The sequence below is a fragment of the Spirillospora sp. CA-142024 genome (genome assembly GCF_050942325.1).
In the GTDB taxonomy this organism is placed as follows: domain Bacteria; phylum Actinomycetota; class Actinomycetes; order Streptosporangiales; family Streptosporangiaceae; genus Spirillospora.
This window is the reverse complement of sequence record NZ_CP192077.1, coordinates 6,643,907-6,670,062: the sequence shown is the minus strand read 5'-3', so window position 1 is coordinate 6,670,062 and position 26,156 is coordinate 6,643,907. Positions and strand designations below refer to the sequence as shown.

At 73.3% G+C, this 26,156-nt stretch carries 23 protein-coding genes; 6 read left to right on the top strand and 17 right to left on the bottom strand.

Annotated features, from left to right (window positions below):
• Positions 1 to 3: 3 nt before the first annotated feature.
• On the bottom strand, positions 4 to 510 hold the full coding sequence (locus tag ACQPZP_RS31565; protein ID WP_433473351.1) for a pyridoxamine 5'-phosphate oxidase family protein: 507 nt from the start codon (positions 508 to 510) through the stop codon (positions 4 to 6).
• A gap of 2 nt (positions 511 to 512) precedes the next feature.
• Positions 513 to 1,631 carry a serine hydrolase domain-containing protein gene (locus ACQPZP_RS31560; RefSeq protein WP_433473350.1) on the bottom strand — a complete coding sequence of 373 codons (1,119 nt, stop codon included), beginning with the start codon at positions 1,629 to 1,631 and terminating at the stop codon, positions 513 to 515.
• A gap of 591 nt (positions 1,632 to 2,222) precedes the next feature.
• Here ACQPZP_RS31560 and ACQPZP_RS31555 point away from each other — a divergent pair.
• Positions 2,223 to 3,248, top strand: coding sequence for a LysR family transcriptional regulator (locus tag ACQPZP_RS31555; protein ID WP_433463007.1), 1,026 nt, complete (start codon positions 2,223 to 2,225; stop codon positions 3,246 to 3,248).
• Positions 3,249 to 3,258: 10 nt separating this feature from the next.
• Here the strand turns inward: ACQPZP_RS31555 and ACQPZP_RS31550 are convergent, their stop codons facing one another.
• On the bottom strand, positions 3,259 to 4,182 hold the full coding sequence (locus ACQPZP_RS31550) for a carbohydrate kinase family protein (protein ID WP_433473349.1): 924 nt from the start codon (positions 4,180 to 4,182) through the stop codon (positions 3,259 to 3,261).
• 168 nt (positions 4,183 to 4,350) lie between these two features.
• On the opposite strand from ACQPZP_RS31550, the gene ACQPZP_RS31545 reads away from it, so the two are divergent.
• From ACQPZP_RS31545 to ACQPZP_RS31530, 4 genes are all read left to right on the top strand, one after another.
• Complete coding sequence (locus tag ACQPZP_RS31545) at positions 4,351 to 6,789, top strand: GNAT family N-acetyltransferase (RefSeq protein WP_433473348.1); 2,439 nt, start codon at positions 4,351 to 4,353, stop codon at positions 6,787 to 6,789.
• 606 nt (positions 6,790 to 7,395) lie between these two features.
• On the top strand, positions 7,396 to 7,977 hold the full coding sequence (locus tag ACQPZP_RS31540) for a DUF5998 family protein (RefSeq protein WP_433473347.1): 582 nt from the start codon (positions 7,396 to 7,398) through the stop codon (positions 7,975 to 7,977).
• Positions 7,978 to 8,068: 91 nt separating this feature from the next.
• Positions 8,069 to 9,217 carry an alkaline phosphatase family protein gene (locus ACQPZP_RS31535; protein ID WP_433473346.1) on the top strand — a complete coding sequence of 383 codons (1,149 nt, stop codon included), beginning with the start codon at positions 8,069 to 8,071 and terminating at the stop codon, positions 9,215 to 9,217.
• 70 nt (positions 9,218 to 9,287) lie between these two features.
• The gene (locus ACQPZP_RS31530; protein WP_433473345.1) at positions 9,288 to 10,118 is read left to right on the top strand and encodes a sulfurtransferase; all 831 of its coding nucleotides are present in this window, start codon (positions 9,288 to 9,290) and stop codon (positions 10,116 to 10,118) included.
• Positions 10,119 to 10,132: 14 nt separating this feature from the next.
• Here ACQPZP_RS31530 and ACQPZP_RS31525 read toward each other — a convergent pair whose 3' ends face one another.
• Genes ACQPZP_RS31525 through ACQPZP_RS31510 form a run of 4 tightly spaced genes read right to left on the bottom strand, consistent with a single transcriptional unit; the run spans position 10,133 to position 14,792 of the window.
• Positions 10,133 to 12,640, bottom strand: coding sequence for a CHAT domain-containing protein (locus ACQPZP_RS31525; protein WP_433473344.1), 2,508 nt, complete (start codon positions 12,638 to 12,640; stop codon positions 10,133 to 10,135).
• Complete coding sequence (locus ACQPZP_RS31520; protein WP_433473343.1) at positions 12,637 to 13,086, bottom strand: hypothetical protein; 450 nt, start codon at positions 13,084 to 13,086, stop codon at positions 12,637 to 12,639. Before ACQPZP_RS31520 ends, ACQPZP_RS31525 begins: the two co-directional genes overlap by 4 nt.
• The gene (locus ACQPZP_RS31515; RefSeq protein ID WP_433473342.1) at positions 13,083 to 13,607 is read right to left on the bottom strand and encodes an RNA polymerase sigma factor; all 525 of its coding nucleotides are present in this window, start codon (positions 13,605 to 13,607) and stop codon (positions 13,083 to 13,085) included. Before ACQPZP_RS31515 ends, ACQPZP_RS31520 begins: the two co-directional genes overlap by 4 nt.
• A gap of 33 nt (positions 13,608 to 13,640) precedes the next feature.
• Positions 13,641 to 14,792, bottom strand: coding sequence for a S8 family peptidase (locus ACQPZP_RS31510; RefSeq protein ID WP_433473341.1), 1,152 nt, complete (start codon positions 14,790 to 14,792; stop codon positions 13,641 to 13,643).
• Positions 14,793 to 15,124: 332 nt separating this feature from the next.
• Between ACQPZP_RS31510 and ACQPZP_RS31505 the strand changes: the two genes are divergently transcribed.
• A complete protein-coding gene (locus ACQPZP_RS31505; protein WP_433462997.1) occupies positions 15,125 to 15,619 on the top strand; it encodes a DUF3145 domain-containing protein in 495 nt (164 codons plus the stop codon).
• 244 nt (positions 15,620 to 15,863) lie between these two features.
• On the opposite strand, the gene ACQPZP_RS31500 is transcribed toward ACQPZP_RS31505, so the two are convergent.
• The 10 genes from ACQPZP_RS31500 to ACQPZP_RS31455 form a co-directional block, all read right to left on the bottom strand.
• Complete coding sequence (locus ACQPZP_RS31500) at positions 15,864 to 17,171, bottom strand: beta-ketoacyl-[acyl-carrier-protein] synthase family protein (protein WP_433473340.1); 1,308 nt, start codon at positions 17,169 to 17,171, stop codon at positions 15,864 to 15,866.
• A gap of 83 nt (positions 17,172 to 17,254) precedes the next feature.
• Entirely contained in the window at positions 17,255 to 17,509 is a 255-nt protein-coding gene (locus ACQPZP_RS31495) for an acyl carrier protein (RefSeq protein ID WP_433473339.1), read from the bottom strand.
• 56 nt (positions 17,510 to 17,565) lie between these two features.
• A complete protein-coding gene (locus ACQPZP_RS31490; protein ID WP_433473338.1) occupies positions 17,566 to 18,534 on the bottom strand; it encodes a beta-ketoacyl-ACP synthase III in 969 nt (322 codons plus the stop codon).
• Positions 18,531 to 19,451 carry an ACP S-malonyltransferase gene (locus tag ACQPZP_RS31485; RefSeq protein WP_433473337.1) on the bottom strand — a complete coding sequence of 307 codons (921 nt, stop codon included), beginning with the start codon at positions 19,449 to 19,451 and terminating at the stop codon, positions 18,531 to 18,533. Before ACQPZP_RS31485 ends, ACQPZP_RS31490 begins: the two co-directional genes overlap by 4 nt.
• A gap of 92 nt (positions 19,452 to 19,543) precedes the next feature.
• Positions 19,544 to 20,665 (bottom strand): PucR family transcriptional regulator, encoded by a 1,122-nt coding sequence (locus ACQPZP_RS31480; protein WP_433479705.1) that lies wholly within the window; start codon positions 20,663 to 20,665, stop codon positions 19,544 to 19,546.
• A 115-nt stretch (positions 20,666 to 20,780) separates the two neighbouring features.
• On the bottom strand, positions 20,781 to 21,824 hold the full coding sequence (locus ACQPZP_RS31475) for an alpha/beta hydrolase (RefSeq protein ID WP_433473336.1): 1,044 nt from the start codon (positions 21,822 to 21,824) through the stop codon (positions 20,781 to 20,783).
• 54 nt (positions 21,825 to 21,878) lie between these two features.
• On the bottom strand, positions 21,879 to 23,057 hold the full coding sequence (locus ACQPZP_RS31470; protein ID WP_433473335.1) for an acyltransferase family protein: 1,179 nt from the start codon (positions 23,055 to 23,057) through the stop codon (positions 21,879 to 21,881).
• Positions 23,050 to 24,000, bottom strand: coding sequence for an alpha/beta hydrolase (locus ACQPZP_RS31465; RefSeq protein WP_433473334.1), 951 nt, complete (start codon positions 23,998 to 24,000; stop codon positions 23,050 to 23,052). Before ACQPZP_RS31465 ends, ACQPZP_RS31470 begins: the two co-directional genes overlap by 8 nt.
• A 131-nt stretch (positions 24,001 to 24,131) precedes the next feature.
• Positions 24,132 to 24,821, bottom strand: coding sequence for a response regulator (locus ACQPZP_RS31460; RefSeq protein WP_433473333.1), 690 nt, complete (start codon positions 24,819 to 24,821; stop codon positions 24,132 to 24,134).
• Positions 24,818 to 26,095: a sensor histidine kinase gene (locus ACQPZP_RS31455; protein ID WP_433473332.1), complete on the bottom strand. Its 1,278-nt coding sequence runs from the start codon at positions 26,093 to 26,095 to the stop codon at positions 24,818 to 24,820. Before ACQPZP_RS31455 ends, ACQPZP_RS31460 begins: the two co-directional genes overlap by 4 nt.
• Positions 26,096 to 26,156: the final 61 nt, after the last annotated feature.

The window sequence follows — 26,156 nt, the reverse complement described above, 5'->3', positions numbered from 1 at the left end:
GTGTCACTCGGCGGGTGTGTAGCGGGTCTGCGCGAAGGTGCCCTTGGTGAAGGCGAGGATCTTGGTCGGCCGCACGGCGAGGACGAGCGCCTCGCCTGCCTCGTGGGTGAAGCCGGCATCGGTCACCTGGTACCGCCACTGGCCGTCCCACTTGGCCGCCCAGGCGGCGGCGAGCCGTTCGAGGGCGCTGCGGTCCGTGACGCGCCGGGCCTCGCCCTCGACCATGACGTCGAGCCCCTGCGTCCAGTCGTTGCAGCCGGTCGTCAGGACGACGTGGGGGTTGCCCGACAGGTTCACCGCCTTCTGCTCCTCGGGTCCGGTGCAGAAGTGGAGAGCGTCGTCGAGCCAGACCGCCACCAGGGGCGTGACGTGCGGGCGCCCGTCGGCGTGGACGGTCGTGATCCAGAAGAGCTGGGCGGTCTCCAGCACTTCGCGGGCGGCCGGCCAGGGCGTCGCCTGTGCGTCCGGGGCGCTGAACCGCTCGTCGAGCCGGGTCACCGGATCCTGCATGGTCACTCACTCCGATCAGGTTGGAAGGCGTCGCAGACGATGCGGTCGATCCGCGACACCGCCGTCAGGTCGAAGTCGAAGCGGTTGCGCGTCACCGCGACGGCCACGCCGGAGTCGATGTCGGCGAAGGCGGCCGAGCCGTTCATGCCCACCATGCCGAAGGTCGATCCGGAGCGCGCCTCAACACCGGGTCGGTAGGTGCTGAAGCCGAAGGCCCACGTGCTCGGCACGCCCATGACCTCGTCCATGCCCTGGAACCGGACGGCCGCCATGCCCGCCCGGCGGGCGGGGGAGACGAGGTCGACGCCGTCGATGTGCCCCAGCAGCGCGGCGTAGACGCGGGCCGCGCCATGGGCCGTCATGGTGCCGGCGGACGGGATGTCCGAGCCGAGCACGTCGTGCCGGTTGGCGTAGGCGGCGTCGGACCTGATGCCCGGTGGGATCGCCCGGTCCACCGGCGATCCCGGCTCGGGCGGCGGGGGAGGCGGCCCGGCGTGCGGTTCCTGGCGGGCGACACGATCCAGCAGGGCGGCGGGAACTCCGAAGTGCACCTCGTCCTCGATGCCGAGCGGCGCGGTGACGGCCTCGCGCAGCCACCACGACAGGGTGTGCCCGGTCGCCCGGCGCACGATCTCGCCGAGCAGGAACCCGAACGTCTGCGCGTGGTAGCCGAAGCGGGCGCCGGGCTCCCACCACGGCTTGGACTCGGCGAGCACCGCGCACATGTGGTCCCAGTCGCACAGGTTCCCGACCGTGGTGTCGTAGGGCGGGGCGGGCACGCCCGCGGTGTGCAGGAGCACATGGCGAAGCGTGATCCCGTCCTTGCCGTGAGCACCGAACTCGGGCCAGACGTCGGCGGCTCGCATGTCATATTCGAGTTCACCCCGCTCCACGAGCACATGCGCGAGTGCCGAGGCCACGCCCTTGGCGGTGGAGGCCGAGTAGAAGAGTGTGTCCGGGGCCACGGCGAGCCCCCGCCGGGTGTCCGCCACCCCGCCGACCGCGTCCGCCACGACCCGGCCGTGCTCGACCACCGACACCTGCAACCCGACCTCGGCGCCGGACGCCACCATCTCGTCGACCGCCGCCTGGACGCGCTCCCGAACCCCTTCACGGCTCATGACGAACCGACCACCACCACTCCCGATGACGGATCCCCTGCACTCCTACCCGCTCCAACTCCAGCACTCACAAAGCCCAGCGAAGACCCATACAGGACCCCAGGGGCCCCTCCACCCCCACGCTCCTGCCGAACACACGCCGTTTCGCGCTTTGCCTAACGTCGTGGCGGACGCCCCGTACCCGGCCGGGGCAGACGCGGTGGCCGTCCGGCGTCCGGCGCCCGCGCGCCCCCGTGGGCGCGGGCGGGACGATCGGGCCGGCCCGTGCGCGCGGCCCCGCGCACGGGCCGGCGTCCGGCCCCGGCGCCGCGGCGGAGAAGGGCCGCGGCGAACGGGAGTCGGGGCGCCGGGCGGCGGCCCCGGCGGCCGGCACCGCCGGGGCGCGCCCGGGAGCGCCGCCGTCCTGGCCGGGACGGATGACGGCGGCGAAGAGCGGCTCCAAGGAAAGTGTTCTAGAGGTTAGAAAACTCTGTCCAGTTGTTTAGGGGAACATCTTGAGATAAGTTCAGCGGGAAATGTCATCATTTCCGGCCCAGTTGACCATCCGGCCATTTCCGCCGGGCGACCGAAGAGGTAGTAATGTCCCTCCCCGTGTCACCGAATCTCGACGCGCTCCTCGACTGCCCGCCCGGACTGCTCGACATGACGTTCGACCAGTTGCGGACATTGCTGGTGGTGCACGAGACGGGGTCGGCGCTGAGGGCCGCCCGGGTTCTCGGGCGTGAGCAGTCGAGCGTCCAGAAACAGCTCGACACGCTGAACCGGAACAGCCAGACCCTTTGCGGGGAGGTGCTGACCGTCCGGCAGGGGCGCGGAAAGGACTTCCTGTTCACCCCGACCGGTGAGACCACGGTCGAACTGGCACGCATGACGTTCGAGAAATGGCTGGAGTCCATTCACTGGAGCCGGCGCCGCCTCGGCCGCATGCTGACAGTCGGCACGACGGAGTTCACGTTGCCCATCGTGTCCCGTGCCTGGGACCGGGTCTCGGAGGAGTTCCGGCAGCGCGAGGTGGAGTTCAAGGTCGCCCACGTCCGCACCAAGGACCTGTGGTCACGCCTGGAGACCCGCCAGGTCGACCTCATCTGCGGCAGCATCGTCAGCACCCCGGAGGGCGACCTGCGCCTGAAGGAGTACGAGGTCGTCGAGTACGCCCGGGGCCAGGCGCTGCTGCTCACCAACCTGACCGTGGACGAACTGCCCGACACGCCCGTGGCCACCAGCGGACTCGCCCGCGTCCCGCTGGTGGTGCCGCCCGCCGGGCTCGTCGCCGACCTCCTCGCCACCTGGTACGGGACGAACTTCCGGGAGCGGCTCAACGTCGTCGCCGACATCGACGACGTGCACTACGGCCTGTCGCTGCTGCGGTCCGGTTTCGTCCGCGGAAGCATGATCGTCACCGGCTCGATCGGCCGCGGCATGGCCGCGCAGGAGGACCCGGACGCCGCCCCGCTGCGCGCCGTGGGGCTGCACGACGATCTGGAGCCCAAGGCCGAACTCATGACGGGCGCCTTCGTCCGCCGCGCCGACCTCGAACGGTACGACGCCGGCCACCCCCTCAACCGCCTCTGGGCCGCGGTCAAGGAGGACGTCCGCACCTACACGCCCCTCGCCTGAGGGGCCCCTCTCACTTGATCTGGTTGTCGACCACGTCGAGGGTGGGGCGGGCGCCGAGGTGCTGCATGGCGCGGGCGGCGAGCCGGCAGCCGGCGGTGAGGGCGTCGGCGGGCTGCTTGCCGTCCAGCCAGGGCGGGAGGAGACCCGCGACGAACGCGTCGCCGGCGCCGGTGCCGTCGACGATCTTGTCGACGGGTTCGGCGGCGACGGTGACGGGCTCGGGGCGGCCGTTGGTGTACCAGAGGGCGCCGTCGGCGCCGCTCTTGATCACGACCTGCGGGTACCAGGCGGTCAGCACCTTGGCGGCCTGCTCGGGCGTGTCGCGGCCGGTGAGGATCTCGGCCTCCTTGGCGTTGACGATGAGCATGCGGGCGCCCTGCGTCCACTCCAGGAAGGGCTCGGCGCCCATCCGCTTGAGGGGCGAGGACGAGCCGCCGTCCACCGACACCGACATCTGCGCCTTGCGGGCGATGTCCAGCGTGTGGATGGCCGCCTTGCGGGAGCCCTCGTTGATCAGCGAGTAGCCGGACAGGTGCAGGTGGGTGCCCTGCGAGAACAGGTCCTTGCAGCGCTCGATGTCTTCGGGGAGAAGCGCTCCGTTGGCGCCGGGGTCCGAGAGCATCGTCCGGTCGCCCTTGTGGGTGACCATCACCACGCAGGTTCCGGTGGGACGTTCCTGGTCCATGACGAGACGGGCGTCGACGCCGTATCCCATCAGCTCCATGTCCCGGTTACGGCCGGCGATGTCGGAGCCGCGGCGGCCGACGAAGGCTGCGTCGGTTCCCTCCACGGCGAGCCATGCGGCCACGTTGGCGCCGGAGCCGCCACCGTGCATCGTCACGGCGGCGGGCGTGTCGCTCCCCTTGGACAAGGGGTAGGCGGCACGCGCCACGGTGTCAGTCATAAGATCGCCGACCACGACCACGCGCGTCATGGAGTCATCACCTCGATCAACACGGCCCGCGCGAGCGGCAATTCTGGGCGTGTGCTTGACCGTAACAGCTCTTGAGCCCGGATTAGGTCTCGAACGCGCAGCGAAACTCAGGAAGCCTCGTTTTTCGTGGCTCGGGCCGCGGGGCGCCCGTGCCCTACCCTCGGGTACGTGACCGAGGGTTACCCGGATCAGTGGGAGGCCGACGTCGTCCTCAGCGACGGCGGGACGGCCCATCTGCGTCCCATCCGGCCTGATGACGCCGATCTCCTCCGCATGTTCCACGCGCGGCTGTCCCCGGAGTCGATCTACTACCGGTTCTTCTCGCCGCGCCCGCACCTGTCGGACCGTGACGTCGAGCACTTCACGACCGTCGACCACGACCGGCGGGTCGCGCTGATCGCCACGATCGCGGAGGAGATGGTGGCGGTCGTCCGGTACGACCGGCTGAGCGACCGGCCCGAGACGGCGGAGGTCGCGTTCCTCGTCGAGGACGCGCACCAGGGCCGCGGTGTCGGCCCGGTGCTGCTGGAGCACATCGCCGCCGCGGCCCGGGAGCGGGGCGTGCGCCGGTTCGTGGCGAGCGTCCTGCCCGACAACCGCCGGATGACGCGGGTGTTCCGGGAGGCGGGGTACCGGGCGGAGCAGCGGTTCGAGGAGGGCGTGATCGAGCTCGTCCTGGACCTGGAGCCGACGGACACCTCGCTGGAGGTCATGACGGCGCGCGAGCACCGGGCCGAGTCGCGGTCGATCCAGCGGCTGCTGTTCCCGCGTTCGGTGGCGGTGATCGGGGCGAGCCGCGCCGAGCACAGCGTCGGGCAGACCGTTCTGCGCAACCTGCTGTCCGGGGACTTCAGCGGGCCCGTGTACCCGGTGCATCCGACGGCGGTGGCGGTGGCGGGGGTGCGCGCGTACGCGTCCGTCCTGGAGATCCCGGACGATGTGGACCTCGCGGTCGTGGCCGTCCGAGCCGACGCCGTCCACGAGGTCGTGGAGGAGTGCGCGAGCAAGGGCGTGCACGGCCTGGTCGTCGTGTCGTCCGGCTTCGGCGAGGTAGGGGACGAAGGACGCGGCGCCCAGGAGCAGCTGGTGCGGCTCGCCCGCGCCTACGGGATGCGCGTCGTGGGCCCAAACTGCCTGGGGATCGCCAACACCGACACGGACGTGCGGCTGAACGCCACCCTGGCGCCGACCATGCCCGGACGAGGGCCGGTGGGTTTCTTCTCCCAGTCCGGTGCGCTCGGCATCGCCATCCTGCAGCGGACCGCGGAACGCGGCCTCGGCCTCTCCACCTTCGTGTCCGCCGGGAACCGCGCGGACGTGTCCGGCAACGACCTCATGCAGTACTGGGAGGAGGACCCGGCGACCAAGGCCGTCCTGCTGTACCTGGAGTCGCTGGGCAACCCGCGCAAGTTCGCCCGGCTGGCGCGCCGGCTCGGCCGCCGCAAGCCGATCGTGGCGGTCAAGAGCGGCCGCAGCACCCAGGGCGTCCCGCTCGGGCACGCCGCGCAGGCGCTCACGCTGCCCGACCACGCGGTCAGCGCGCTGTTCGAGCAGGCCGGCCTGATCCGGGTGGAGGACCTGGCGCAGCTGTTCGACGTCGCGCAGGTGCTGGCCTACCAGCCGCTCCCGGCGGGCGACCGCATCGCGATCATCGACAACTCCAACTCGCTGGGCCTGCTCGCGCAGGACGCGGCGGTGGCGCTCGGCCTGGAGGTCCGGCCGCGCATCGACCTCGGCCCCCGCGCGGACGCCGACGACTACGAGGCCGCCCTCGCGGGGGCGCTGGAGGACGACACGGTCGACGCGGTCGTGGCCCTGTTCACGCCCCCGACGATCGGCGGCTACGACGTGCGCGTGCCGGAGCGGATCCTGCGGCTGTCCGCGGCGGGCAGGAAACCGATCGTGGCGACCTATCTCGGCACCGAGGGGATGCCGGCCGACCTGCGCGTCACCGGCCCCGACGGGATGGCGGCCGAGGGGTCCGTGCCGTCCTACACCGCGCCGGAGGACGCCGTCCGGGCGCTCGCGTACGTGATCCGGTACGCGCAGTGGCGGCAGCGTCCCGCCGGCCGCATGCCCGTGTTCGGCGATGTGGACCGCGACCGGGCGCGGGAGCTGGTCGCCGGCTGGCTCGGCGACGGCGGGCCGGTGGACGCCACGCCGGAGCAGGCGGCGGAGCTGCTCGCCTGCTACGGCATCGGGATCGCCGAAGGCGGGGACGGCGTGCCGACCCGCGTCGTGGTCAGGGAGGACCGTTCGTTCGGCGCGCTGATCTCGTTCGGCATCGCGGACGAGACCGCCGCCCTGCTGGACGATCGCGCCTACCGGCTGTCGCCGCTCGCGGACGTGGAGGCCGCGGAGATGATCCGCGCCATCCGCACGGCCCCGCTGCTGCTCGGCCACCGGGGCGCGGAGCCCGTGAACGTGGGCGCGCTGGAAGAACTGCTGCTGCGCGCCTCCCGCCTCGGCTACGACCTGCCCGAGGTGGCGCGGCTGGAACTGAGCCCGGTCATGGTCGACGGCGACGGCGTCACGGTGCGCGAGGTCACGCTGACGCTGGAGCGCCCCATCGGCCCGCGCCCCGAACTCGGCCCGCGCCGCCTCTGATCCTCCGCATCGGCGCCTCGTGACGCGTCGGGCCGGCGCCGCATGGGCCTGGTGACGCATGGGCCTGGTGACGCATCTGCCTGGCGACGCGGTGGCCTGGCGACGCGGTGGCCTGGCGACGCGGTGGCCTGGCGACGCGGTGGCCTGGCGACGCGGAGGCCCGGCGCCTTCCGCCATGACGGGGGGCGTCCGGCCGCGTCGCCTTGCCTGACCGGTGTTGCGGAGGCTCAGTCCGGAGGCGGCGGTGGGCTGGGTTCCGGTGTCGGCGGGAAGGGGTCCGGCGCGGGCCCTGGTGGGATCGGCTCGGGCGGCGGTGGGGGCGGGCTGGGCTCAGGGGGCGGGCCGGGCGGAACGGGCTCGGGTGACGGGCCAGGAGGGATGGGCCCGGGCGGCTGGGGCGCGGGCCCAGGTGCGGGGCCGGGCGGAGGTTCGGGCGGCACCGGCGGCTGCGGGGGCGGCGCCGGGTCCGGTGTCGGCGGGGGCACCGGCGGCGGTGTCGGCAGTGGATGCTCGTCCATGCACCCCCTGTACCCCGCACGCGCGCGAATGACCGCGTGCCGGAACGGTCATGTGCGCGTCCGGCCCTGGACAGGGCAGGATGGGGCCATGAGGGAAACCCGAGCGACCGCCGGCGGTCTGCGCACGGCGATCGAGCGCAGCGGTTACTACCCGGCCCTGGTCGCGGACGCGGTCGAGTCGGCCGTCGGGGACGAGCGCGTCGTCGCCTACGTCGTCCACCACGAGGCGACGTTCGACCCCGCGATGGAGGTGCGGCGGCACGTCACGGTGCTCGTGCTGTCGGCGGCCCGGCTGCTGGTGTGCCACACCGACGAGCACCCGCCCGGCGAGGGCATGACCCGCCCGCACGCGTCCACGACCACCGAGGCCGTCAAGCTGGAACGCGTCCAGTCGGTCGCGGTGACGCGGGTCGTCCCGGACCCCGCGTCCTACGTGCCGGGCGTACCGCCCACCGAGGTCGTGCTCACCATCGGCTGGGGCGCCATCGCGCACATCGACCTCGAACCCGCGACGTGCGGCGACGAGAACTGCGAGGCCGACCACGGCTACACCGGAAGCGTCACGGCCGACGACCTGTCGCTGCGGGTCAGCGAGGCCGCGGACGGCGCGGACGCGGTGAGCCAGGTGCTGGCGTTCGCCGAGGAACTGTCCGCGGCGACCGCCCGGTGACTGGAGCGGAGCTCCAGCGGAGCGCAGGGCGCTGGGCGGTCTGCTTGTGCGGGGGGTGTGGGGGGTCGCTCCCCACGGGGGGTGGTGCCCGGTGACCGGAGCGGAGCTTCAGCGGAGCGCAGAGACCCTGGCGGTGCCCGTTCCGCGGTACGGGGCGGGGGCGCTCGCCGATCTGCCGGGCTCGGTGCTGGCGTCGCTGGGCGTGCCCGGCGCGGTGGACGTCCTGGGGCTGCCGGCCGTTCCGCGCGTCTGCGTCCTGCTCGTCGACGGGCTCGGCTGGGAGCAGCTGAGGGCCCATCCGGACGAGGCGCCCTACCTGGCCGCGATGACCGGCGGCCCGATCACCGCCGGGTTCCCGGCGACGACGGTCAGCAGCCTCGGCTCGCTGGCGACCGGCGTCCCGCCGGGCGAGCACGGGCTGCTCGGGGTGCAGGTCGCGATCCCCGGCACCGGTCGCCTGCTGAACTGCCTGCGGTGGCAGGACGACTCCGTCGACCCGGAGACGTTCCAGCCCGTCCCGACCGTGTACGCGCGCGCGGCCGCGGACGGCGTCAAGGTCGCCTACGTGGCGCGCGGCCTTTACCGGGGCTCCAGCCTCAGCCGCGCCACCACGCGCGGCGCCGACTACCTGGCCTCCGACGGCCCCGGGCAGCTGGTCGGTCGCACCAGGACGGCCCTGCGCCGCGGCGACCGGTCGTACGTCACCGTGTACCACGCCGACCTCGACGCGGCCGGCCACCAGTTCGGCACCGGCTCGGCGGAGTGGCGGTTCCAGTTGCGGTTCGTGGACGGCCTCGCGCAGCAGATCGCGGCCGCCCTGCCGCCCGGATCGGCCCTCCACGTGACGGCCGACCACGGCATGGTGGACCCGTCCGAGAGGGTCGACGCCGACACGGTGCCCGAGCTGCGCGACGGTGTCGCCCTCCTCGGCGGCGACGCCCGATGCCGCTACGTCTACAGCGAGGCCGGCGCGCACGACGATGTGCTCGCCACCTGGACGGCGATGCTGGGCGACCGGGCATGGGTCGTGTCACGGGCCGAGGCCGTCGACGGCGGCTGGTTCGGACCGATCGGCCCGGGGATGCTGGAGCGCATCGGCGACGTGATCGCCGTACCGCACGCCGACCTCGCGATCGTCGCGTCCGAGCGGGAACCGTGGCTCAACGAGATGGTCGGGATGCACGGCTCCCTCGTGGCCGCGGAGCAACTCGTGCCGCTGCTCAGCACGTCCCGGCCCTGACACCTGCGGAGTTGAGATGAACCGGCATTCGCCCCTCCCTAATCGGGGCAACGGCGGTCAAACTGGCGATGTGCACCCTCTCATCGAAGTGCCCGCGCTGGACCGGCTGCTCCGGCGGCAGACGCCCGTGGTCCTGCTGGACGTCCGATGGCATCTGGCGGGACCGCCGGGGATCGAGTCCTACCGCAGGGGGCACCTTCCTGGCGCCGTGTTCGTCGACCTCGACCACGATGTGGCCGGACCGCCCGGGGCCGGCGGCCGCCATCCCCTTCCCGAACCCGTCGCCTTCGAGTCGGCCATGCGCCGCGCCGGCGTCTCGGCGGACAGCCTGGTCGTGGCCTACGACGACGCCGACTCCATGTCCGCCGCCCGCGTCTGGTGGTCGCTGCGCTACTTCGGGCACGACCGGGTCCGCGTCCTGGACGGCGGTTACCGCGCCTGGACGGAGGCCGGCCACCCGGTGGGCACCGCCGAACCCGACGTCAAACCGGGCAACTTCCTCGCCAAGCCGGGCCGGCTGCCCGTCCTGGACGCGGAGGGCGCCGCCGAACTGGCCACTGCGGGCGTCCTCCTCGACGCCCGCGCCGCCGAGCGCTACCGCGGTGAGCAGGAGCCCGTGGACCCGGTCGCCGGTCACATCCCGGGCGCACGCAACGCCCCCACGTCCGGCAATGTCGGCGTGGACGGCCGCTTCCTGCCCCCCGAGCTCCTGCGCGAACGCTTCGCCCAGCTCGGTGCCACCGACGCCTTGGACGTCGGTGCCTACTGCGGGTCCGGCGTCACCGCCGCCCACGAGATCCTCGCCCTCAACCTCGCCGGCATCCCGGCCGCCCTCTACGTGGGCTCCTGGTCCAACTGGGTGACCGATCCCGCCAACCCGATAGCCACCGGCGACAACTGACACGACCTTCCCTCTCACCCGGCGCCCATGGCCAGGAACCCGGTCGTGGCGCTCGTGCGGGGGACCGCGGCCAGGGCCTGCGAGGGGGGCAGGCCTGCCGCCACGGCGGTGTGGAAGGCCGTCATGAAGGCCGGGGTGGCCTCGTCCCGGACGGGGGTGACGCTGGCGATGACCGTGGCCGTGCCCAGGGCGAGGAGGACACCGGCCATGCCCAGGACTGCGTCGCCCTCGTCGGCGCGGCCGACGTCGCACGCGGACAGGACGATCAGGTGCGGCGGGACGGTCAGCTCATCGAGGTCGTGCACCATCAGCGGGCCGTCCGCCAGGCGCAGCCGAGAGAACAGGGCGTTGCCCTCGCGGAACTCGCCGTGGGCGGCGATGTGGGCGAGCGCGGCGCCGTCGAGGGCGTCCCGGACGCGTTCCGCGCGCGCGTCGTCGCCGTCTAAGACGACGGCATCCGGGTGGAGGCGTCGCAAAGAGGCGATCTCGCGTTCGGTGTGCTGGAGGTCAGGGCCCGCGACGAGGACGGTGTGTCCATCCGAGCCGGTCCGTGTGCCGGCGTGAAGCCACGCCCCTGCCGACGGGACGATCGTGAACGGGCGTCCGGTCAGGGACGGGAGCGCCGCCCAGGGCAGGCCGTGCAGCGCGCCGGTCGGGGCTATGACCAGCCCGCGGTCGCCGACGACGGGTCTCAGCGGGGCGAGGAGGAGACGGTCGAGGCGGTCGGCGGCGCCCTGGAGGGCGGAGAGCGTCTGCGGGTCGACCTCGTCGGCCAGGCGGCGGACGGCGAAGCGGATCAGCCCGATCTCGCGGACGGCCTCGTCGGACGCTCCCAGGTGGTGGCGATGGGGGCGGCCACCGGCGATGGTGACGGCGTGCAACTCGGTTCCGATGGCGATCAGCTCGACGAGGGCGCGGTCGCCGAGCACGGCGGCGATCTCGGTGGCGGCGGCCGAGCGCGGCGGCAGGGCGCCGGACGGGCGGCGGCGCGTCTGCGCGCGGATCCGCGCCTCCAGGTCGGCCGAGAGCACGGACGGGGCGCCGCCGCAGGCGGTGTCGGCCGTGTGGCCGGCGCTGAGGGAGCGCAGCTCGGTCAGTGCGGCGGCGCGTTCTGGGTCCTTGGGCGGGCGGACCCGGACCGGGCGCGCGATCGCCCGCCGCCGCTCCTCCACCGCGAGCAGTTCCCGCGCCGAACCGGCCAGCCGGAGACCGAGTTCCGCCAGTTCGGCGGCGAGCCCGGCCGCGCGGGCACGCAGGTCGAGCGCGTCGAGCACCTCCGCGTGGTCTTCGGTCACCTCGAGCCCGGCCCTGACCGCCGCCACCGCGCCCCTGTCGTCGTTCCGCGCCGAGCGTTCGAGTGCCACCGCGTGCCAGGCCGCGATCTGGGCCGGGGCGGGGCCGCGCGAACGTCCGACACAGGTGAGCAGGTGCCCCGCCGGTCTGCCCAGGGACAGCGCCACGCGCGCTGCGACGATGCGGGCCTCGTCGGCGGCGTCCACCCAGCCTCCGTTCGCGAGGCGTTCCGCCGTGGCCATGGCCGAGCGGAGCAGGATGGCGTGGCGCTCACCGGACGCCCAGCGGGCCTTGAGCAGGACGTGCTCGGCCAGCAGCATCCATCCGGTGCGCTGCTGTTCGGCGAAGGCGGTGCGGGCTTGTTCGGCCGCTTCCGTGGCCTGCTCGGCGTTGCCGTCGGCCAGCTCGGCGTGGGCGAGGAGCAGGTAACCGTCGGCGACGTCGCATCGGTAGCCGTTCGCCGTGGCCGCGTCCAAGGCGGAGGTCAAGACGAGACGTGCCTCGCCTGGCAGACCGGCCATGATGAGGGTCTCGGCTTGGTCGAACCGGCATTGCGCCCAGCGTTCGCCGCTCAGGCCGGGTTCGGCCTCGGCAAAGAGGCGAAGCGCGCGCGGGACGTCCCCACGGCGCGACACCGTGAACGCCAGATTGCCTTTGGACATGGCCGTCTGGTGATGCATCCCGGCGGCCTCACCAACGGCGACCGCCTCCGCCAGAGCCTTCTCCGCACCGTCGTAGTCACCGAGGAAGGCCCGGGCCAGGCCCAGGTTGGTGAGCAACCCGTTGAGCGCGGCTGGATCGTGCCCTTCACGTAGCCGAGGTAAGGCCTCGGCGGCGACTTCGTGGGCCTCGTCCAGGCGCCCTGCACGCGCCAGAGCGCACGCCTTGTTCGCGGCCAGACGGTCTGCGTCCGCGCCGCGCAGGACGGGCTCCGCCTCACGCGCATGGGTGAGGGCCCCGGTGACGTCACCCTGGGCCGTGAGCAGGCCGACGAGATTCATCCGCACCTGCGCCGTCGCGTAGCCGTCGGACTCACGGGCCGATTCGAGAGCGCGGTGCAGGTAGGAGAGACCCTCGTCCAGCCGGCCCAGCTCCTTGGCCGCCAGCGCGGCCACCCGCAGCGCGAGGATCCCGCCGCCGGCCTCCAGCAGGTCGCGTGCGCGTGCGAGCGCCGTCGCGGGGTTCATCGCCGCCAGCCGCAGCAGCGCCCGCTCGTCCGGCCCGGTCACAGCCGGATCCAGCTCGTGACGATCGACGTCCCGTCGTCCAGCCGGAACGTCAGGCTGACCAGGCCGGCCGGCACGCGCGGCAGGCAGAACAGCCCGGCGGGCTCCGCCCGCGCCGTGACCCCGCCCTCCGGCAGGTCCCGGTGCCGGACCTGGACGAGCGCCGCCGCGGACGGGACCAGCCGCCCGGTGATCTCCCGGTGCCGGCCGTCCGGCGACACCTCGATCTCGACGGTCGAGCCGGGGCACGTGAACGTCAGCGTCCGGGCGGCGCCGCCGCGGACACCGGCCGCCGGGCGCCCGGCCCGGTCGTGGGTCAGTTCCGCCAGGGCCGCGGCCGGCGCCCGCCATGCGATCGACGCGCGGGCCGCCGCCAGCACGTCTTCGGGCACGGGGTCGAGGACCCCGAACGCGTCCCGGACCTCGGCCATCAGCTCGTCGTCGTTCACGGGACGAGCCTCCGCAGCGCCTCCAGGCAGCGCGCCCGCGTCGGGGCGACGCTGCCGACGGGGATCCCGAGGGCGGCGGCGAGCTCGGCGTGGCTCGGCGCCAGCGCGAACAGCCGCAGCAGCGTCCGGCAGCGCCGCGGCAGCGTCTCCAGCGCGGCGCCGACCCGGCCGAGCCGCTCACGGGCCGCGACCACCTGGTCGGGGCCCGGCTCGGGCTCGCGCGGCGCGGGTACCTGCGGAAGGTCGCGGCCGCGGCGGCGCACCAGCCGCAGGCTCTCGTTCCGCGCGGTCGTGGCCAGCCAGCAGCCCATCGCGGACGGCTCGCGCAGCCCGTCGATCCGCTCCACCAGACGCAGCCACGTGGTCTGCACCACGTCGCCCGAATCGGCGTCGTTCAACCCGTGCGAGCGGGCGATCGACCACAGCAGCGCGCTGTGCCGCTCGACCAGCCGGGCCCACGCGTCACCGTCGCCGTCGCGTGCCCGGACCACCAGCTCGTCCGTACCGTCCCTGCGGGCCACCGAAGTCTCCTCCCGAGGCCCCCCGCTCCTTGCTCACCCTATGGCATTTTCCGCTGACGCAGCGTGCACTTTCGTCCCGAGGTCCGGCAGCGCCGGGTGCCGGGCCGGATCGAGGACGCGGTCCGCCGCCTCGGCCGCGCCGATGCCCTCCGCCGCCGCCAGGGCGGCGATCCGTCCCGCCACCACGGGCGCCGCGAACGAGGTGCCGCTCCACGTCGCGTAGCCGTCGAACCCCTCGAAGCGGACGAAGGTGCTGGCGACGCCGACGCCCTCCGCGCACGCGTCCACCCACCAGCCGTAGTTGGAGAACCAGGCGCGGTCACCGCCGTCCAGCGCGGCGACGCCGATGACCGGCTTCATCGCGGCGGGCCAGAACGGGCGGTCGGTGCCCGCGTTCCCCGCGCACGCCACGACGGCCGTGCGGCGGCCGAGTGCGGCGACGGCCCGCGCCAGCACCGGCGAGGGGCGGTCGTCGTAGGTGTGGCAGCCGAGCGAGAGGTTCACGACGTCGGCGCGCCCCCATCCGGCGAGCCACCCGAGCGCCCGGATCACGTCCAGCTCGTCGCCGACCCCGTCGCCGCCGATGACCCGCCGGGCCCGCAGCCGCGCCGCCGGCGCCTGCCGCAGCACCACGCCCGCGACGAACGTCCCGTGGCCGGCCTGCGCGTCCAGTTCGAAGTCCAGGTCGGCGTCCAGGACCTCCGCCACCTCGTCGCGCTGCTCGCGGTACCACTCCGCGTCCGCGTACCAGGGGTGCGGCGACAGGCCCGTGTCGAGGATCGCCACCGTCACGTCCCGGCGCGCCGGGACGGCCCCGGGCGCCGGCACGGGCGCGGCCGCGCGGGGTGAGTCCGCCGGCCCGCTCCACCACATCGGCTGGCCGAGGACGAGATGGTTCGGCGACACGCTCAGCCGGCGATGCCGCCCGTCGCCGCCGAGCCGCGCCGCGAGCTCGCAGACGTCCACCTTCGCCGGCGCGCGCAGCCGCAGCCTGGCGACGCCGTGGTCGTCCCGGCGCGAGTCGTGCCAGCGCCGCACCAGGTCTTCGGCGGCGGCCGCGTCCTGCGCGGCGACGAGGATCTCGTCCCGGCGGATCAGCGCCGGCCGCCCCGGCAGCGGCTCCACCACGACGGCGTCGCGGTGCCGTGCCAGGAGCCGCTCCAGCCGCGCCTGTTGGTCGAACATCGGTCCTCGCCTCCGTTCACGACCCGCCCCCGCGCCCATCATGCCGAACCCGCGACGCACGGTGACGATGATCGAACGGAAAGTCATCGATGGCGCAGCCGGATGCGGTCTCTGCCTCTTGCGCCTTTTCGCCCCAAGGCGGGTTCGGGAGGGCCTAATCTTGCGCGCGAGCCAGGTGAACGGCGCGCATCCCGTAGTCAAGCGTTCAACAAACGGTGGACTCACGGTGGTGCGACTCGTGCCGATGATGCACAATGAGGGACGCGGACGCCGACTTGGGACTTACGAGGCCGTAGGGGAAGACGAGCCTCGGTACAGATCCAGGAGGTCCGGTGACCGCACGTGGCGTTTTCTACGTCCACTCCGCGCCACCTGCGCTGAGCCCGCACATCGAGTGGGCCGCCGCAGGTGTCCTTGGGGTGCCCGTTTCCCTTGAGTGGGCTGATCAGGCGGCGGCGCCGGGCACGCTGCGCGCCGAGCTCCATTGGGAGGGGAAGCCGGGCACCGCCGCGGGCATCACCTCCGCGCTGCGGAGTTGGAAACTGGTGCGGTTCGAGGCCACCGAGGATCCGACGCCGGGCACCGACGGTGTCCGCTTCAGCTTCACCCCGTCCCTCGGGGTGTTCACCGGCGTCATCGGCGCCAGCGGCGACATCATGGTCCCCGAGGACCGGCTCCGCTCGGTGATGGCGAACGCCGCCGTCGGGAAGATCACCCTGGAGCACGAGCTCGAACGCCTTCTCGGCACCCCGTGGGACAACGAGCTGGAGCCCTTCCGCCGGGCCGGCGACGGCGCCCCCGTCCGCTGGCTCCACGCTGCTGTTTGATTGCAAGAACGGTCAAGGTGCTCGCCTGGCGGCTCGCACCTTGACCGTTCTTGGGCGAGCGCGACCTCGCTTCGCGAGCTTCCCGGTGGGGCTCGCCTTCGGCTTCGCCCCACCGGTCAGGTAGCGCGCTCGCGCGGTGGCGGAGGCCGTTGCCGGATACCGGGGAACAGGAGCACGAAAACGGCCCGGCGAGCCGATGAGGCTCGCCGGGCCGTTCTACGTGCGCGGGATCAGTGGGTCGCGGTCAGACGGCGCGCTCGAAGGCTACCGAGACGTTGTGGCCGCCGAAACCGAACGAGTTGTTGAGCGCCGCGGCGGGGCCGTCGGCCAGCTTGCGCGGCTCGTCCCGGACGACGTCCAGGTCGACGTCGTCGTCGACGTCCTCCAGGTTGGCGACGAAGGGGACGATGCCCTCCTTCAGCGCGAGCACGGTGAAGATCGACTCCAGTGCGCCCGCGCCGCCGAGCAGGTGCCCGGTCATCGACTTGGTGGCGGTGACGACGACCTGCCCCGCGGCCTCCTCGCCGAGGCCGGCCTTGATGGAGGCGAGCTCGGCCACGTCGCCGGCGGGGGTGGAGGTGGCGTGCGCGTTGATGTGCACGATGTCGGCGGGCTCCAGCCCTGCGTCCTTGAGGGCGCGCTGCATCGCCTTGGCCTGTCCGGCCCCGGACGGGTCGGGCAGGACGATGTCGTAGGCGTCGCCGGAGTAGCCGCAGCCGGAGGCGAAGCCGTGGATCTCCGCGCCGCGGGCACGGGCGTGCTCCTCCGACTCCAGGATCATCGCGGCGGCGCCCTCACCGAGGACGAACCCGTCGCGGTTCTTGTCGTAGGGCCGGGACGCGCGCTCCGGCTCCTCGTTGCGGGTCGACATCGCGCGCATGGCGCCGAACGAGGCCATCTGGAGCGGGTGTATGCACGACTCGGTGCCGCCGCAGATCACCACGTCCGCGCGGCCGGCGCGGATCATGTCGATGGCGTAGCCGACCGCCTCGCCGCTGGACGCGCAGGCGCTCACCAGGGCGTGCGAGCCGGCCATGGCGCCGAACTCGATGCCGACGTGCCCGGACGCGCCGTTCGGCATCAGCATCGGGACGGTGAAGGGCGAGACCCGCGACCAGCCCTTCTCCCGGAAGACGTCGTAGCTGTTCAGGGCGGTGTGCAGGCCGCCGATGCCGCTGGACAGCACGACGCCGAGGCGCTCGCCGTCCACGGCGAAGCCGCCGTCCACACCGGCCCGGTCCATGCCCTTCTGCGGCTTGCCGCCGGACGGCTGGGCGAACCCGGCGCTCGTCCACGCCTCGCGCGCCGCGATCAGCGCGATCGCCTGGTTGCGGTCGAGCCGGCGCAGGATCTGCTTCGGCATGACCTCCGACGGTTGGACCTTCAGCGTGGCGGCGAACTGGACCGGCAGGTCCTCGACGCCCTCCCAGTCCAGCTTGCGGATCCCGGACTCTCCGGCGAGCAGGGCGGACCAGGTCGACGGCAGGTCTCCGCCGAGTGGGGTCGTTGCACCGAGACCGGTCACCACGACTCTGGTCTGGCTCTTGCTCATGTGGGCGCTCCTTGCGGACTGTGAGGGGGTGAGGGTCGGGCGCGCCGCCTCCGGCCGGCCGGCGGCGCGCCCTCCCCGCGGATCTAGCTCTGCTGCAGGTTCTGCACGAAGTTGACGACGTCCTTGACGGTCTTGAGGTTGCGCAGCTCGTCGTCGGGGATCTCGACCCCGAACTGGTCCTGCGCGGCGACGGCGATCTCCACCATCGACAGCGAGTCGATGTCGAGGTCGTCGATGAAGTTCTTCTCCGGGGTGACCTCGGCCTTGTCGATGCCGACGATCTCATCGATGATCTCGGCGAGGCCGTCCAGGATCTGCTGTTCGGTGGCGACTGCCATGGTTCTGCTTTCTCCTTCGGTGGGTTGGTCCAGAGCCTGCGAGCAGGCGTGACGGCCTACGGGATCTGGATGACTTGGGCAGCGTAGGACAGCCCGGCGCCGAAACCGACCAGCAGGGCCGGGGCGCCGGACGGCACGTCGCCGCGTTCGATCATGCGGGAAAGCGCAAGCGGGATGGAGGCGCCCGACGTGTTGCCGGACTGCACGATGTCGTCGGCGACGACGGCGTTGGTGGCCTTCACCTTGCGGGCGATCGCCTCGATGATCCGCAGGTTGGCCTGGTGCGGGACGACGGCGGCGAGGTCCTCCGGGCGGATCCCGGCGCGCTCGCACGCCTGGACCGCGATGGGCGCGATGGCGGAGGTGGCCCAGCGGAACACCGCCTGCCCCTCCTGGCGGATGAACGAGTGCCGGTCCTCGATGATGATCTTGTCGTACTTGTCGCCGGCGCTGCCCCACACGACCGGGCCGATGCCGGGGGTCTCGCTGCCGGTGACGACCGCCGCGCCGGCGCCGTCCGCGAAGATGATGCAGGTCGACCGGTCGGTCCAGTCGATCCACTGGGACATCTTCTCCGAGCCGATCACCAGCACGTTGCGGGCGCTCCCGGCCCGGACGGCGGCGCTGGCGGTGCCGAGCGCGTAGCAGAACCCGGCGCAGGCGGCGTTGAGGTCGAACGCGCCGGGCGCGTCGATGCCGAGGCGGTGTGCGACCTGCGCGGCGTGGCCCGGCATCGGCGACTCCGCCGAGCAGGTCGCGAGGATCACGAGGTCGATGTCGGACGGGGCGAGCCCGCTGTTGGCGAGGGCCTTGCCGCCCGCGTGCGCGCCCAGCTCGACGATGCCCTCGTCGTCGCCGGCGATGCGCCGCTCGGAGATGCCGACGCGGCTGCGGATCCACTCGTCGTTGGTGTCGACCGTCTTGGCGATCTCGTCGTTGGTGACGATGCGGGCGGGACGGTAGTCGCCGAACGCCAGGATGCGGGCGCCGGGCGTCGCCTCGGGAATCTTGATCGTGGCGGTCATGAGGTGTGCGCCTTGATCAGCTCGCGGGCCTTGTCCAGGTCCTCGGGGGTCTTGAGGGCGAGCAGCTCGACGCCCCTCAGCTCGCGGCGGGCGAGGCCGGTCAGCGTCCCGGCGGGCGGCAGCTCGATGATCGCGGTGACGCCGAGGTCCCGCATGGTCGTCATGCACGAGTCCCAGCGGACGGGCGCGCTGACCTGGTCGACGAGCCGGGCGACGAACTCGCGGCCGTCCTCGACGACGGCGCCGTCCCGGTTCTGCAGCAGCCGCGTGCGCGGGGCGGCGACGGGCGCGCCGGGCGCGAGGCGGCGGAGGGTGTCGACGGCGGGCTCCATGTGCTCGGTGTGGAAGGCGCCCGCGACCGACAGCGGCCGGAGCCTGGCCTTGGGGGGCGGCTCCTCGGCGAACCGCGCGAGGCGCTCCGTGGTCCCGGCGGCGACGATCTGGCCGGCGCCGTTGACGTTGGCGGGGGTGAGCCCGTGCTTGTCGATCGAGGCGAGGACCTCGTCCGGGTCGCCGCCGAGCACGGCGGTCATCCCGGTCTCGGTGACGGCGGCGGCCTCGGCCATCGCCCGGCCCCGCTCCCGGACGAGGACCAGCGCCGCCTCGGGCGTCAGCACCCCGGCGATCGCCGCGGCGGCCAGCTCGCCGACGCTGTGCCCGGCCACGGCGTCCGGCCCCGCCTGCCCGTCCTCGTAGAGCACCTCGCAGGCGGCGAGCGCGGCGGCGACCAGCAGCGGCTGCGCCACGGCGGTGTCCCGGATCTCCTCGGCGTCCGCGACCGTCCCGTAGCGGACCAGGTCGAGACCCGTGACCGCCGACCACCAGGCGAGCCGGTCGGCGACTCCGGGTATCTCTAGCCATGGCTGCAGAAAGCCGGGGGTCTGGGCGCCCTGGCCGGGCGATGCGAGGAGAATCACAGCGTCCAGCCTGCCCGCAATGCCCCTCCCGCCACGATGCCGTTCGCGACGAACTTTGGTCAGGGAGCTTTGTACGACCTCTACAAGGGTCCCTAGATATGAGTGGAGCGGCTCTGGAAACGGCCCAGGACGAGGGCGATGCGGAGGGTGAACGCGTTGCGGCCGTCGGTGGGGGCGAGGCCGGTCAGCTCGGTGACCCGGCGGAGCCGGTAGCGGACGGTGTTGGGGTGGACGAACAGGAGCCGCGCGGTCGCCTCCAGCGACGAGCCCTGTTCGAGGTAGGTGGTGAGCGTGTCGAGCAGCGGGGCGCCGGCGGCGAGCATCGGGTTGTAGACGCTCTCCACCAGGTAGCGGCGTGCCTCGTCGTCGCCGTCCAGCGCGCGCTCGGGGAGCAGCTCGGTGGCCTGTACCGGGCGGGGCGCGTCCGGCCAGCCGGCGGCGGCGCGCAGGCCGGCGACGGCGGCGCGCGCGGACCGCGTGGAGTCGTAGAGGTCGCCCACCCGCGGGCCGACGACGACCGGGCCGGGTCCGCACTTGGCGGCGATCGGGCGCGCGGCCTCCATGGGGTCGGCGTCACCGCCCACGATGGCGATGACCCGGTGTCCTTGGACGCCGGCCAGCACGTCGGCGCGCGCGCGGCGCGCGGCCAGCTGCATCTGGTCGATGGTGACCTCGGGTTCTTCGTCCTCAGGGGTGAACCCCGCGATGACGGTGACGGGCTTGGACGTCCAGCCGAGCGCGGCGGCCCAGGAGTGCATGCCGTCGTCGACCTCGCCGCGCAGCACCGCGTTGACGACGAGGGCCTCCAGCCGTGCGTCCCAGGCGGCGCGCGTCTCGGCGGCGCGCGCGTACACCTGGGCGGCGCCGAACGCCACGTCACGCGTGTAGCGCAGGATCGCCTCGCGCAGCTGGGCCTCGCCGCCGGGAGCGGCGAGCTCGTCCAGCCGGGTCTCCACCACGTCGATGATGACGCGGATCATGTCGATGGTGTGCTGGAGCTTGATGGAGCGCAGCAGCTCGCGGGGCGCGGTGCCGAAGACCTCGCCGGCGATGGCCGGGCGGGTCCGCTCGTTGCTCTTGAACCACTCCACGAACGCGGCGATGCCGGCCTGGGCGACGAGGCCGATCCAGGAGCGCTGGTCGGCGGGCATGCGCCGGAACCAGGGGAGCTGCTCCTCCATGCTGGTCAGTGCCGCCGTGCCGAAGGTCCCCATGGCCTTCTCCAGGCGCTGGGTGGTCTGCTCGCGGATTTCGGCCTCGTTCGCGGTGTTCACCTTCCCAGGGTGCCACCACCTTGAGGTGGGCTGTCCGAAAGTGACGAAACCGGCGTCAGCCGGGAGTCACCGTGGAGGGGCGCCCGAGTGCGATGTCGGTCAGGTTGCGCAGCGAGGCGGAGCCGGGCGCGAGGTAGTCGCTGTGGCCGCCGGATCCTGCCTCGAAGACCCGTGCGCCGAACCCGGGGGAGACCGGGTCGGGGCCGAGCCCGAGCCCGAAGATGCGGACGTGCGGGACGTCCTCCATCCAGTCGGTCGCGCCGCGTCCCGCCCAGACGCGGGCCGTGCTGCTCAGCCTGGAGGCCGACCAGGCGGTGGTTCCCGGACTGCCGTAGAGGGCGATGTCGGTGACCTGCCGCAAGGCGGCGCTGTCAGCACCGTCCAGTGCGGCACGGCCGCACACGACGGAGCCGTAGCTGTGGCAGAGCAGACCCACGCTCGCACCGGGGTTGACCTGGTGCACGCCCTTCAGGAAGTGGCGTAGCCGGACGGCGCCTTCGGCGGCCCTCTCGTCGGTCAGGACGTCACCGCTGAAAGTCTTGGGTGCCGCATAGCCGAGCCACGCGACCACCGCCAGACCAGGGTCCGGAGACATGGAGCGTGCCTGCGTGTAGACCGCGCGTGCGCCGCCACCAGGTGTCGACCACGGCTTCCCGCCGCGCTTGTCGAACGCGGACAGTGTGGTGTCCGCACCTGGGACGAGCACCGCCACGCGCCGTGCTCTGGCGAGGTCGCCGATGACCTCGATGGCTCGTCCACCGCCGCGTGGGTCGAAGTAGAGGAAACGGCGCCCGGGCTGGAGGAACGCCCCGAGCGCTTTGTTGCGGCGGACGTCGCCGACCTTTTGCGCCGTCTTCAGCGCCTCCTCGATGGACCCGCGTTCGGCCGCGTACCGGACGTCCAGCGTCGACGGCGCCATCCGGGGGACGGCGACCGGCGCGGCGTAGGGGTCCGCATGCCCGGTCCCGGCGGTCGTCAGCATCACGACCCCGATGGACGCGGTGGCGGCCAGGACCCTCCGGAGACGCCGGGCACGGGGCCGGCGCGGTGTTCTGTGCGGGGCCGGGCGCGGCGAGGTCGTCGTCAGATGCGGCGGCATCGTCGTGTTTCCACCATCCAAGATCGTTCAGCGGGTCGCGGCTCACCTCCGGAATCAGGAGACGCCTCTTGAGATGTACGGGTCCGAGATCGAGTTGGTTCCCCGGACGTTTTTTCGCGCGCTTTCCCGGACGGGACGACCCGGCCGTTCGGATCCCCCGGCTCCACCGTCCACCAGGGCCCGGATCGCGGCGAGCGCGATACCGGAGACCAGCAGCCACGGAAGGCGTTCCACGATCCATTCCGGCTGGTCAGGTGCGGAGTGCAGCCCCCTCAGGCTACCGAACGCCGCCAGTGCCGCCACGGTGACGGTCATCAGCGCGGTCTGGTGCCACAGGAAGATCGTCATCGCGGAGCGGTTGGCCGCGCGGATCGGCGCCCAGACCCGGGCGTGCCGCGTCCAGCGGGTCAGCGGCCCGTGGAGCAGCACCGCGAGGCCGGTCTGGGCGAGCCCGAACGCGACCGCCGCGAGCGTCGGCGGGCTGAGGTTGGAGATCGCGGCGCCGGGGACGCCGACCATGCTCGCCGGGTATCCGGCGAAGAGGACGAGCAGGGCGGCCCCCGTGGCGCCCCCGCCGAGCAGGGCGAATCCGGCCCGGCGGGAGCGCAGCGCCCCGCCCGCCCAGCCGACGCCGAGGTAGAACGGCACGAGCCAGGCGGTGAGGACGGTGGCCCAGCCCGTCCATCCGGGCGCGCCGAGCGCGAAGCGGCCGAGGTCGAGCGCGGCGGTCGCGCCGACGAGGAGTGCCGCGCCCCGGAGTCCGAGCCGGTTCCAGGCGGCGGCGATCGGCGGGGTGAGCGCCGTCAGCGCCACGTAGACGCACAGGAACCACAGCGGGCTGAGCACCAGTTCGATCAGCGTGCGGATGCCGCTCGCGGAGAACCCGGCCCACCACAGGAGTGCGGCCACCAGGGTCCACGTGAGCGCCAGGACGGGGAGCGGCCGCGCGAAACGCGCCAGGCGCCGCCGCATCCGGCGGCCCCACGGCTCGCCGGGACGCAGGCCCTTCGCCGCCGAGTACCCGCCGACGAAGAAGAACACGGCGAGCGTCTGGAAGACCCAGGTGATGGGGGTCAGCTCCGGCATCGTCTTCAGCGGGCTGGTGACGTGCAGGTCGCCGCCCCAGCCGTCCGCGACGAAGGCGGTGACCAGCCAGTGGCCGAGCACGACGCCGAGGATGGCGAAGGCCCGCAGGGCGTCCACGGCCCGGTCGCGACCCGGGTTCTCAGGCATGGGTGACCTCCGCGTCGCGGCCGAGGGCGATCAGGGCGAGGTTGCGGAGCGCGCGGGAGCCGGGCTTCAGGTAGCCGCTGTGCGGGCCCGTCCCGGCGTCGAAGCGCAGGGCGCCGAAGCCGGACGAGACGGGATCCGCGCCGAATCCCAGCCCGGCGAAGCGGACGTTGGGCACGTACCGCATCCAGTCGCCCTTGGCCCGGCCCGCCCAGACCCGTGCGGACGTCCCGAGGCCGGACGCGTGTTCCACGGTGGTGCCGGGGCTGCCGAACAGGGCGATCTCGTCCACCGGCAGGCGCGCGATGTGCCGGGCCGCCTTGCCGCAGACGACCGAGCCGTAGCTGTGGCAGAGCAGGGCGAACCTGGCATGCCCGTTCACGCGGTGCACGCCGGCGAGGAAGCGGCCGAGGCCGTGTGCGCCGTCCTCCGCGCGTCCGCTCGTCACGGCCGCGACGCTCGGCATCGAGGGCGTGTCGTAGCCGAGCCAGGCGATCACGGCGATCCGCGCCCGGGGCGCGTCGGCGGAGGCCTGCCGGTAGAGCGCGCGGCTGCCCCCGCCGACGAACTTGGGCGAGTCGTAGTTGGCCAGCGTGTTGTCCGCGCCGGGCACGACGACCGCGATCCGGTCGGCGTGCTCCAGGTCGCCCAAGACCTCGACGGCTCGTCCATTGCCTCGCGGGTCGAACGACAGGAACCGCCGGCCGGGCGCCAGGAAAGCGGACAGCGCCCGCGTCCGCGCTACGTCGCGTACGCGCTCCGCCGTGGCCAGGGCGCGCGTGATGTCCTGGCCAGTGGCCTGGTAGCGGGCGTCGAGGGTGGACGCCGACAGTGCGGGCGCCATGGCCGGCGGCGCGTACACCTCGGCGTGTCCCGCCGCGGCGGTCGTGGAGCCGGTCGCGGCCAGGACCGCGGCGGCGGCGACGGTCGTGCGAACGCTGGGCATCCGGCGCGTCCTTCCTGGTCAGTGGTTTTGCGCACTGATCAGGAAGGTAGAAATCGGACGCCGTAGCGGAGATCAACCGGCGGTGCGGTCTTGCGCCGTGCGACCCGGGTGCGACGGCTGCGACCCAGGTATCAGTCGCCGGGGCGCACCAGCCCCACTTCGTACGCGTAGACGATCGCCTGCGGGCGGTCGCGCAGCCCGAGCTTCATCAGGATCCGCCCGAAATGCGTCTTGACGGTCTGCTCGGCCACGACGAGCCGCCCGGCGATCTCGCCGTTGGACAGCCCGCGCGCCACCAGCGCGAGGACCTCGGTCTCCCGCTCGGTCAGCTCGTCCAGCCGCTTGCGGGACGGCGCCCGCGGCCCGCCGAGCCGGGAGAACTCCGCGATGAGCCGCCGGGTGATGGACGGGGACAGCAGCGCGTCGCCCGCCGCCACGACCCGCACCGCCTCGGCGAGCTCGGTCGCGGAGGCGTCCTTCAGCAGGAACCCGCTGGCCCCGGCCCGCAGCGCCGCGTAGACGTAGTCGTCCAGGTCGAACGTCGTCAGCATGAGGATCTTCGGGGCGCCGTCGACGGCGCCGTCGACAGCCCCGTCCAGGGCGCCGTCGAGCAGCCGGCGGGTCGCCTCCAGGCCGTCCATCACCGGCATCCGGACGTCCATCAGCACCACGTCGGGACGCAGCTCGGCGACGCGGCGCACGCCCTCCTCGCCGTTGACGGCCTCGCCGACGACCTCGATGTCGGGCTGGGCGTTGAGCAGCACGCCGAATCCGGTGCGCACCATGCCCTGGTCGTCGACGATCACGACCCGGATGGTCACGTCGCGTCCCGCGTCTTCACCGGCAGGCTGGCGGTCACGGCGAATCCTCCCTGGGGGGTCGGGCGGGCGGTCAGCTCGCCGCCCAGCGCGGCGGCCCGCTCCCGCATCCCGACCAGCCCGTGGCCGCCGCCCGGGAGCGGCGTGCCGCCGGCCTGGCCGTCGCGGGCCGGGCCGTTGACGACGCCGAGCCACACTATGCCGTCCTCGTGGGACACCTCGACCTCCACCCGCGAACCGGGCGTGTGCCGCATGGCGTTGCTCAGCGCCTCCTGCAGGATCCGGTACGCGGTGAGCCCCACGCCCGGCGGAAGGCCGGCGAGGTCGCCGCGCAGCCGGGTCTCGACGCGCAGGCCGGCGCCCCGCGCGTTGCCGACGAGTTCGTCCAGCCGTTCAAGGCTCGGCTGCGGCGCGGTCTCGGCGCCGTCCTCCGCGCGGAGCACGCCGAGGATCCGGCGCAGCTCCGTCAGCGCGTCGAGAGCGGTCGCGCGGATCTCCGCCAGATCCCGGCGCGTCTCGTCCGGGACGTCCTCGACCTTGTACGGCGCCGCCTCCGCCTGGATCGCGATCATCGACATGTGGTGCGCGACGACGTCGTGCAGCTCCCGCGCGATCCGCTGCCGCTCGGTCAGCACCGCCTCGGCGTCCTGGTGCCGCCTCTCCTGCTCGGCCAGCTCGCGCCGGGACGTCTGCCGGACGCGGACGGCGTAGCCGACGGCCAACGGCAGCAGGAGCAGCACCGACGCCCCGGGCCCGGTCTCCGGGTCCTTGAGCCACACCCCGGCGAAGGAGATGATCCCGACGCCCAGGGTGATGTCGCGCGAGCAGCGCACCGCGACCGTGTACACGCACACGATCGCCGCGAACGTGCCCGCCGGGACGTACGGGACGGTCAGCCACCCGTCGACGTCGATCAGCGCCATCGACACGAAGCTCAGCCGCCACGCGCCGAGCGGATGCCTGTCCCGCAGCGCGAGCGGCGCCGTCACCGCGACCGCGATGAACAGCTTCGTCCCGTCGGACACGTCGATGCCGCGCCGCGCGGTCTCGGTCGTCAGCAGCGACACCGTCCCGGCGACCAGCCCGACCGTGAGCGCCAGCCCGAAGAGGTTCGTCACGAGCCCGTACGGCAGCCGCCCGACGCCGATATACCGCGTCCACCGCAGCAGCAGCGGCCACGGCCGGTTCAGCGGGGCCAGGTCCGCCTTGCCGGTCACGGCGGCGGCCAGCAGCACGTCGCGCAGGACGCTCCGCAGTGTCAGGTTCTCCCCGGCCATGGGCCCCAGGCTAGAGAGGCCCGGTCTCACTCGGATGACACCGCGGTGGGACGCGCCGGGT

Bases quoted from the DNA above. Each gene is read 5' to 3' on its own strand.
- ACQPZP_RS31565 (WP_433473351.1), bottom strand. From the start codon at position 510: ATGCAGGATCCGGTGACCCGGCTCGACGAGCGGTTCAGCGCCCCGGAC.
- ACQPZP_RS31560 (WP_433473350.1), bottom strand. From the start codon at position 1,631: ATGAGCCGTGAAGGGGTTCGGGAGCGCGTCCAGGCGGCGGTCGACGAG.
- ACQPZP_RS31550 (WP_433473349.1), bottom strand. From the start codon at position 4,182: ATGACGCGCGTGGTCGTGGTCGGCGATCTTATGACTGACACCGTGGCG.
- ACQPZP_RS31540 (WP_433473347.1), top strand. From the start codon at position 7,396: ATGAGGGAAACCCGAGCGACCGCCGGCGGTCTGCGCACGGCGATCGAG.
- ACQPZP_RS31510 (WP_433473341.1), bottom strand. From the start codon at position 14,792: ATGTTCGACCAACAGGCGCGGCTGGAGCGGCTCCTGGCACGGCACCGC.
- ACQPZP_RS31500 (WP_433473340.1), bottom strand. From the start codon at position 17,171: ATGAGCAAGAGCCAGACCAGAGTCGTGGTGACCGGTCTCGGTGCAACG.
- ACQPZP_RS31495 (WP_433473339.1), bottom strand. From the start codon at position 17,509: ATGGCAGTCGCCACCGAACAGCAGATCCTGGACGGCCTCGCCGAGATC.
- ACQPZP_RS31490 (WP_433473338.1), bottom strand. From the start codon at position 18,534: ATGACCGCCACGATCAAGATTCCCGAGGCGACGCCCGGCGCCCGCATC.
- ACQPZP_RS31480 (WP_433479705.1), bottom strand. From the start codon at position 20,665: ATGGGGACCTTCGGCACGGCGGCACTGACCAGCATGGAGGAGCAGCTC.
- ACQPZP_RS31475 (WP_433473336.1), bottom strand. From the start codon at position 21,824: ATGCCGCCGCATCTGACGACGACCTCGCCGCGCCCGGCCCCGCACAGA.
- ACQPZP_RS31470 (WP_433473335.1), bottom strand. From the start codon at position 23,057: ATGCCTGAGAACCCGGGTCGCGACCGGGCCGTGGACGCCCTGCGGGCC.
- ACQPZP_RS31465 (WP_433473334.1), bottom strand. From the start codon at position 24,000: ATGCCCAGCGTTCGCACGACCGTCGCCGCCGCCGCGGTCCTGGCCGCG.
- ACQPZP_RS31455 (WP_433473332.1), bottom strand. From the start codon at position 26,095: ATGGCCGGGGAGAACCTGACACTGCGGAGCGTCCTGCGCGACGTGCTG.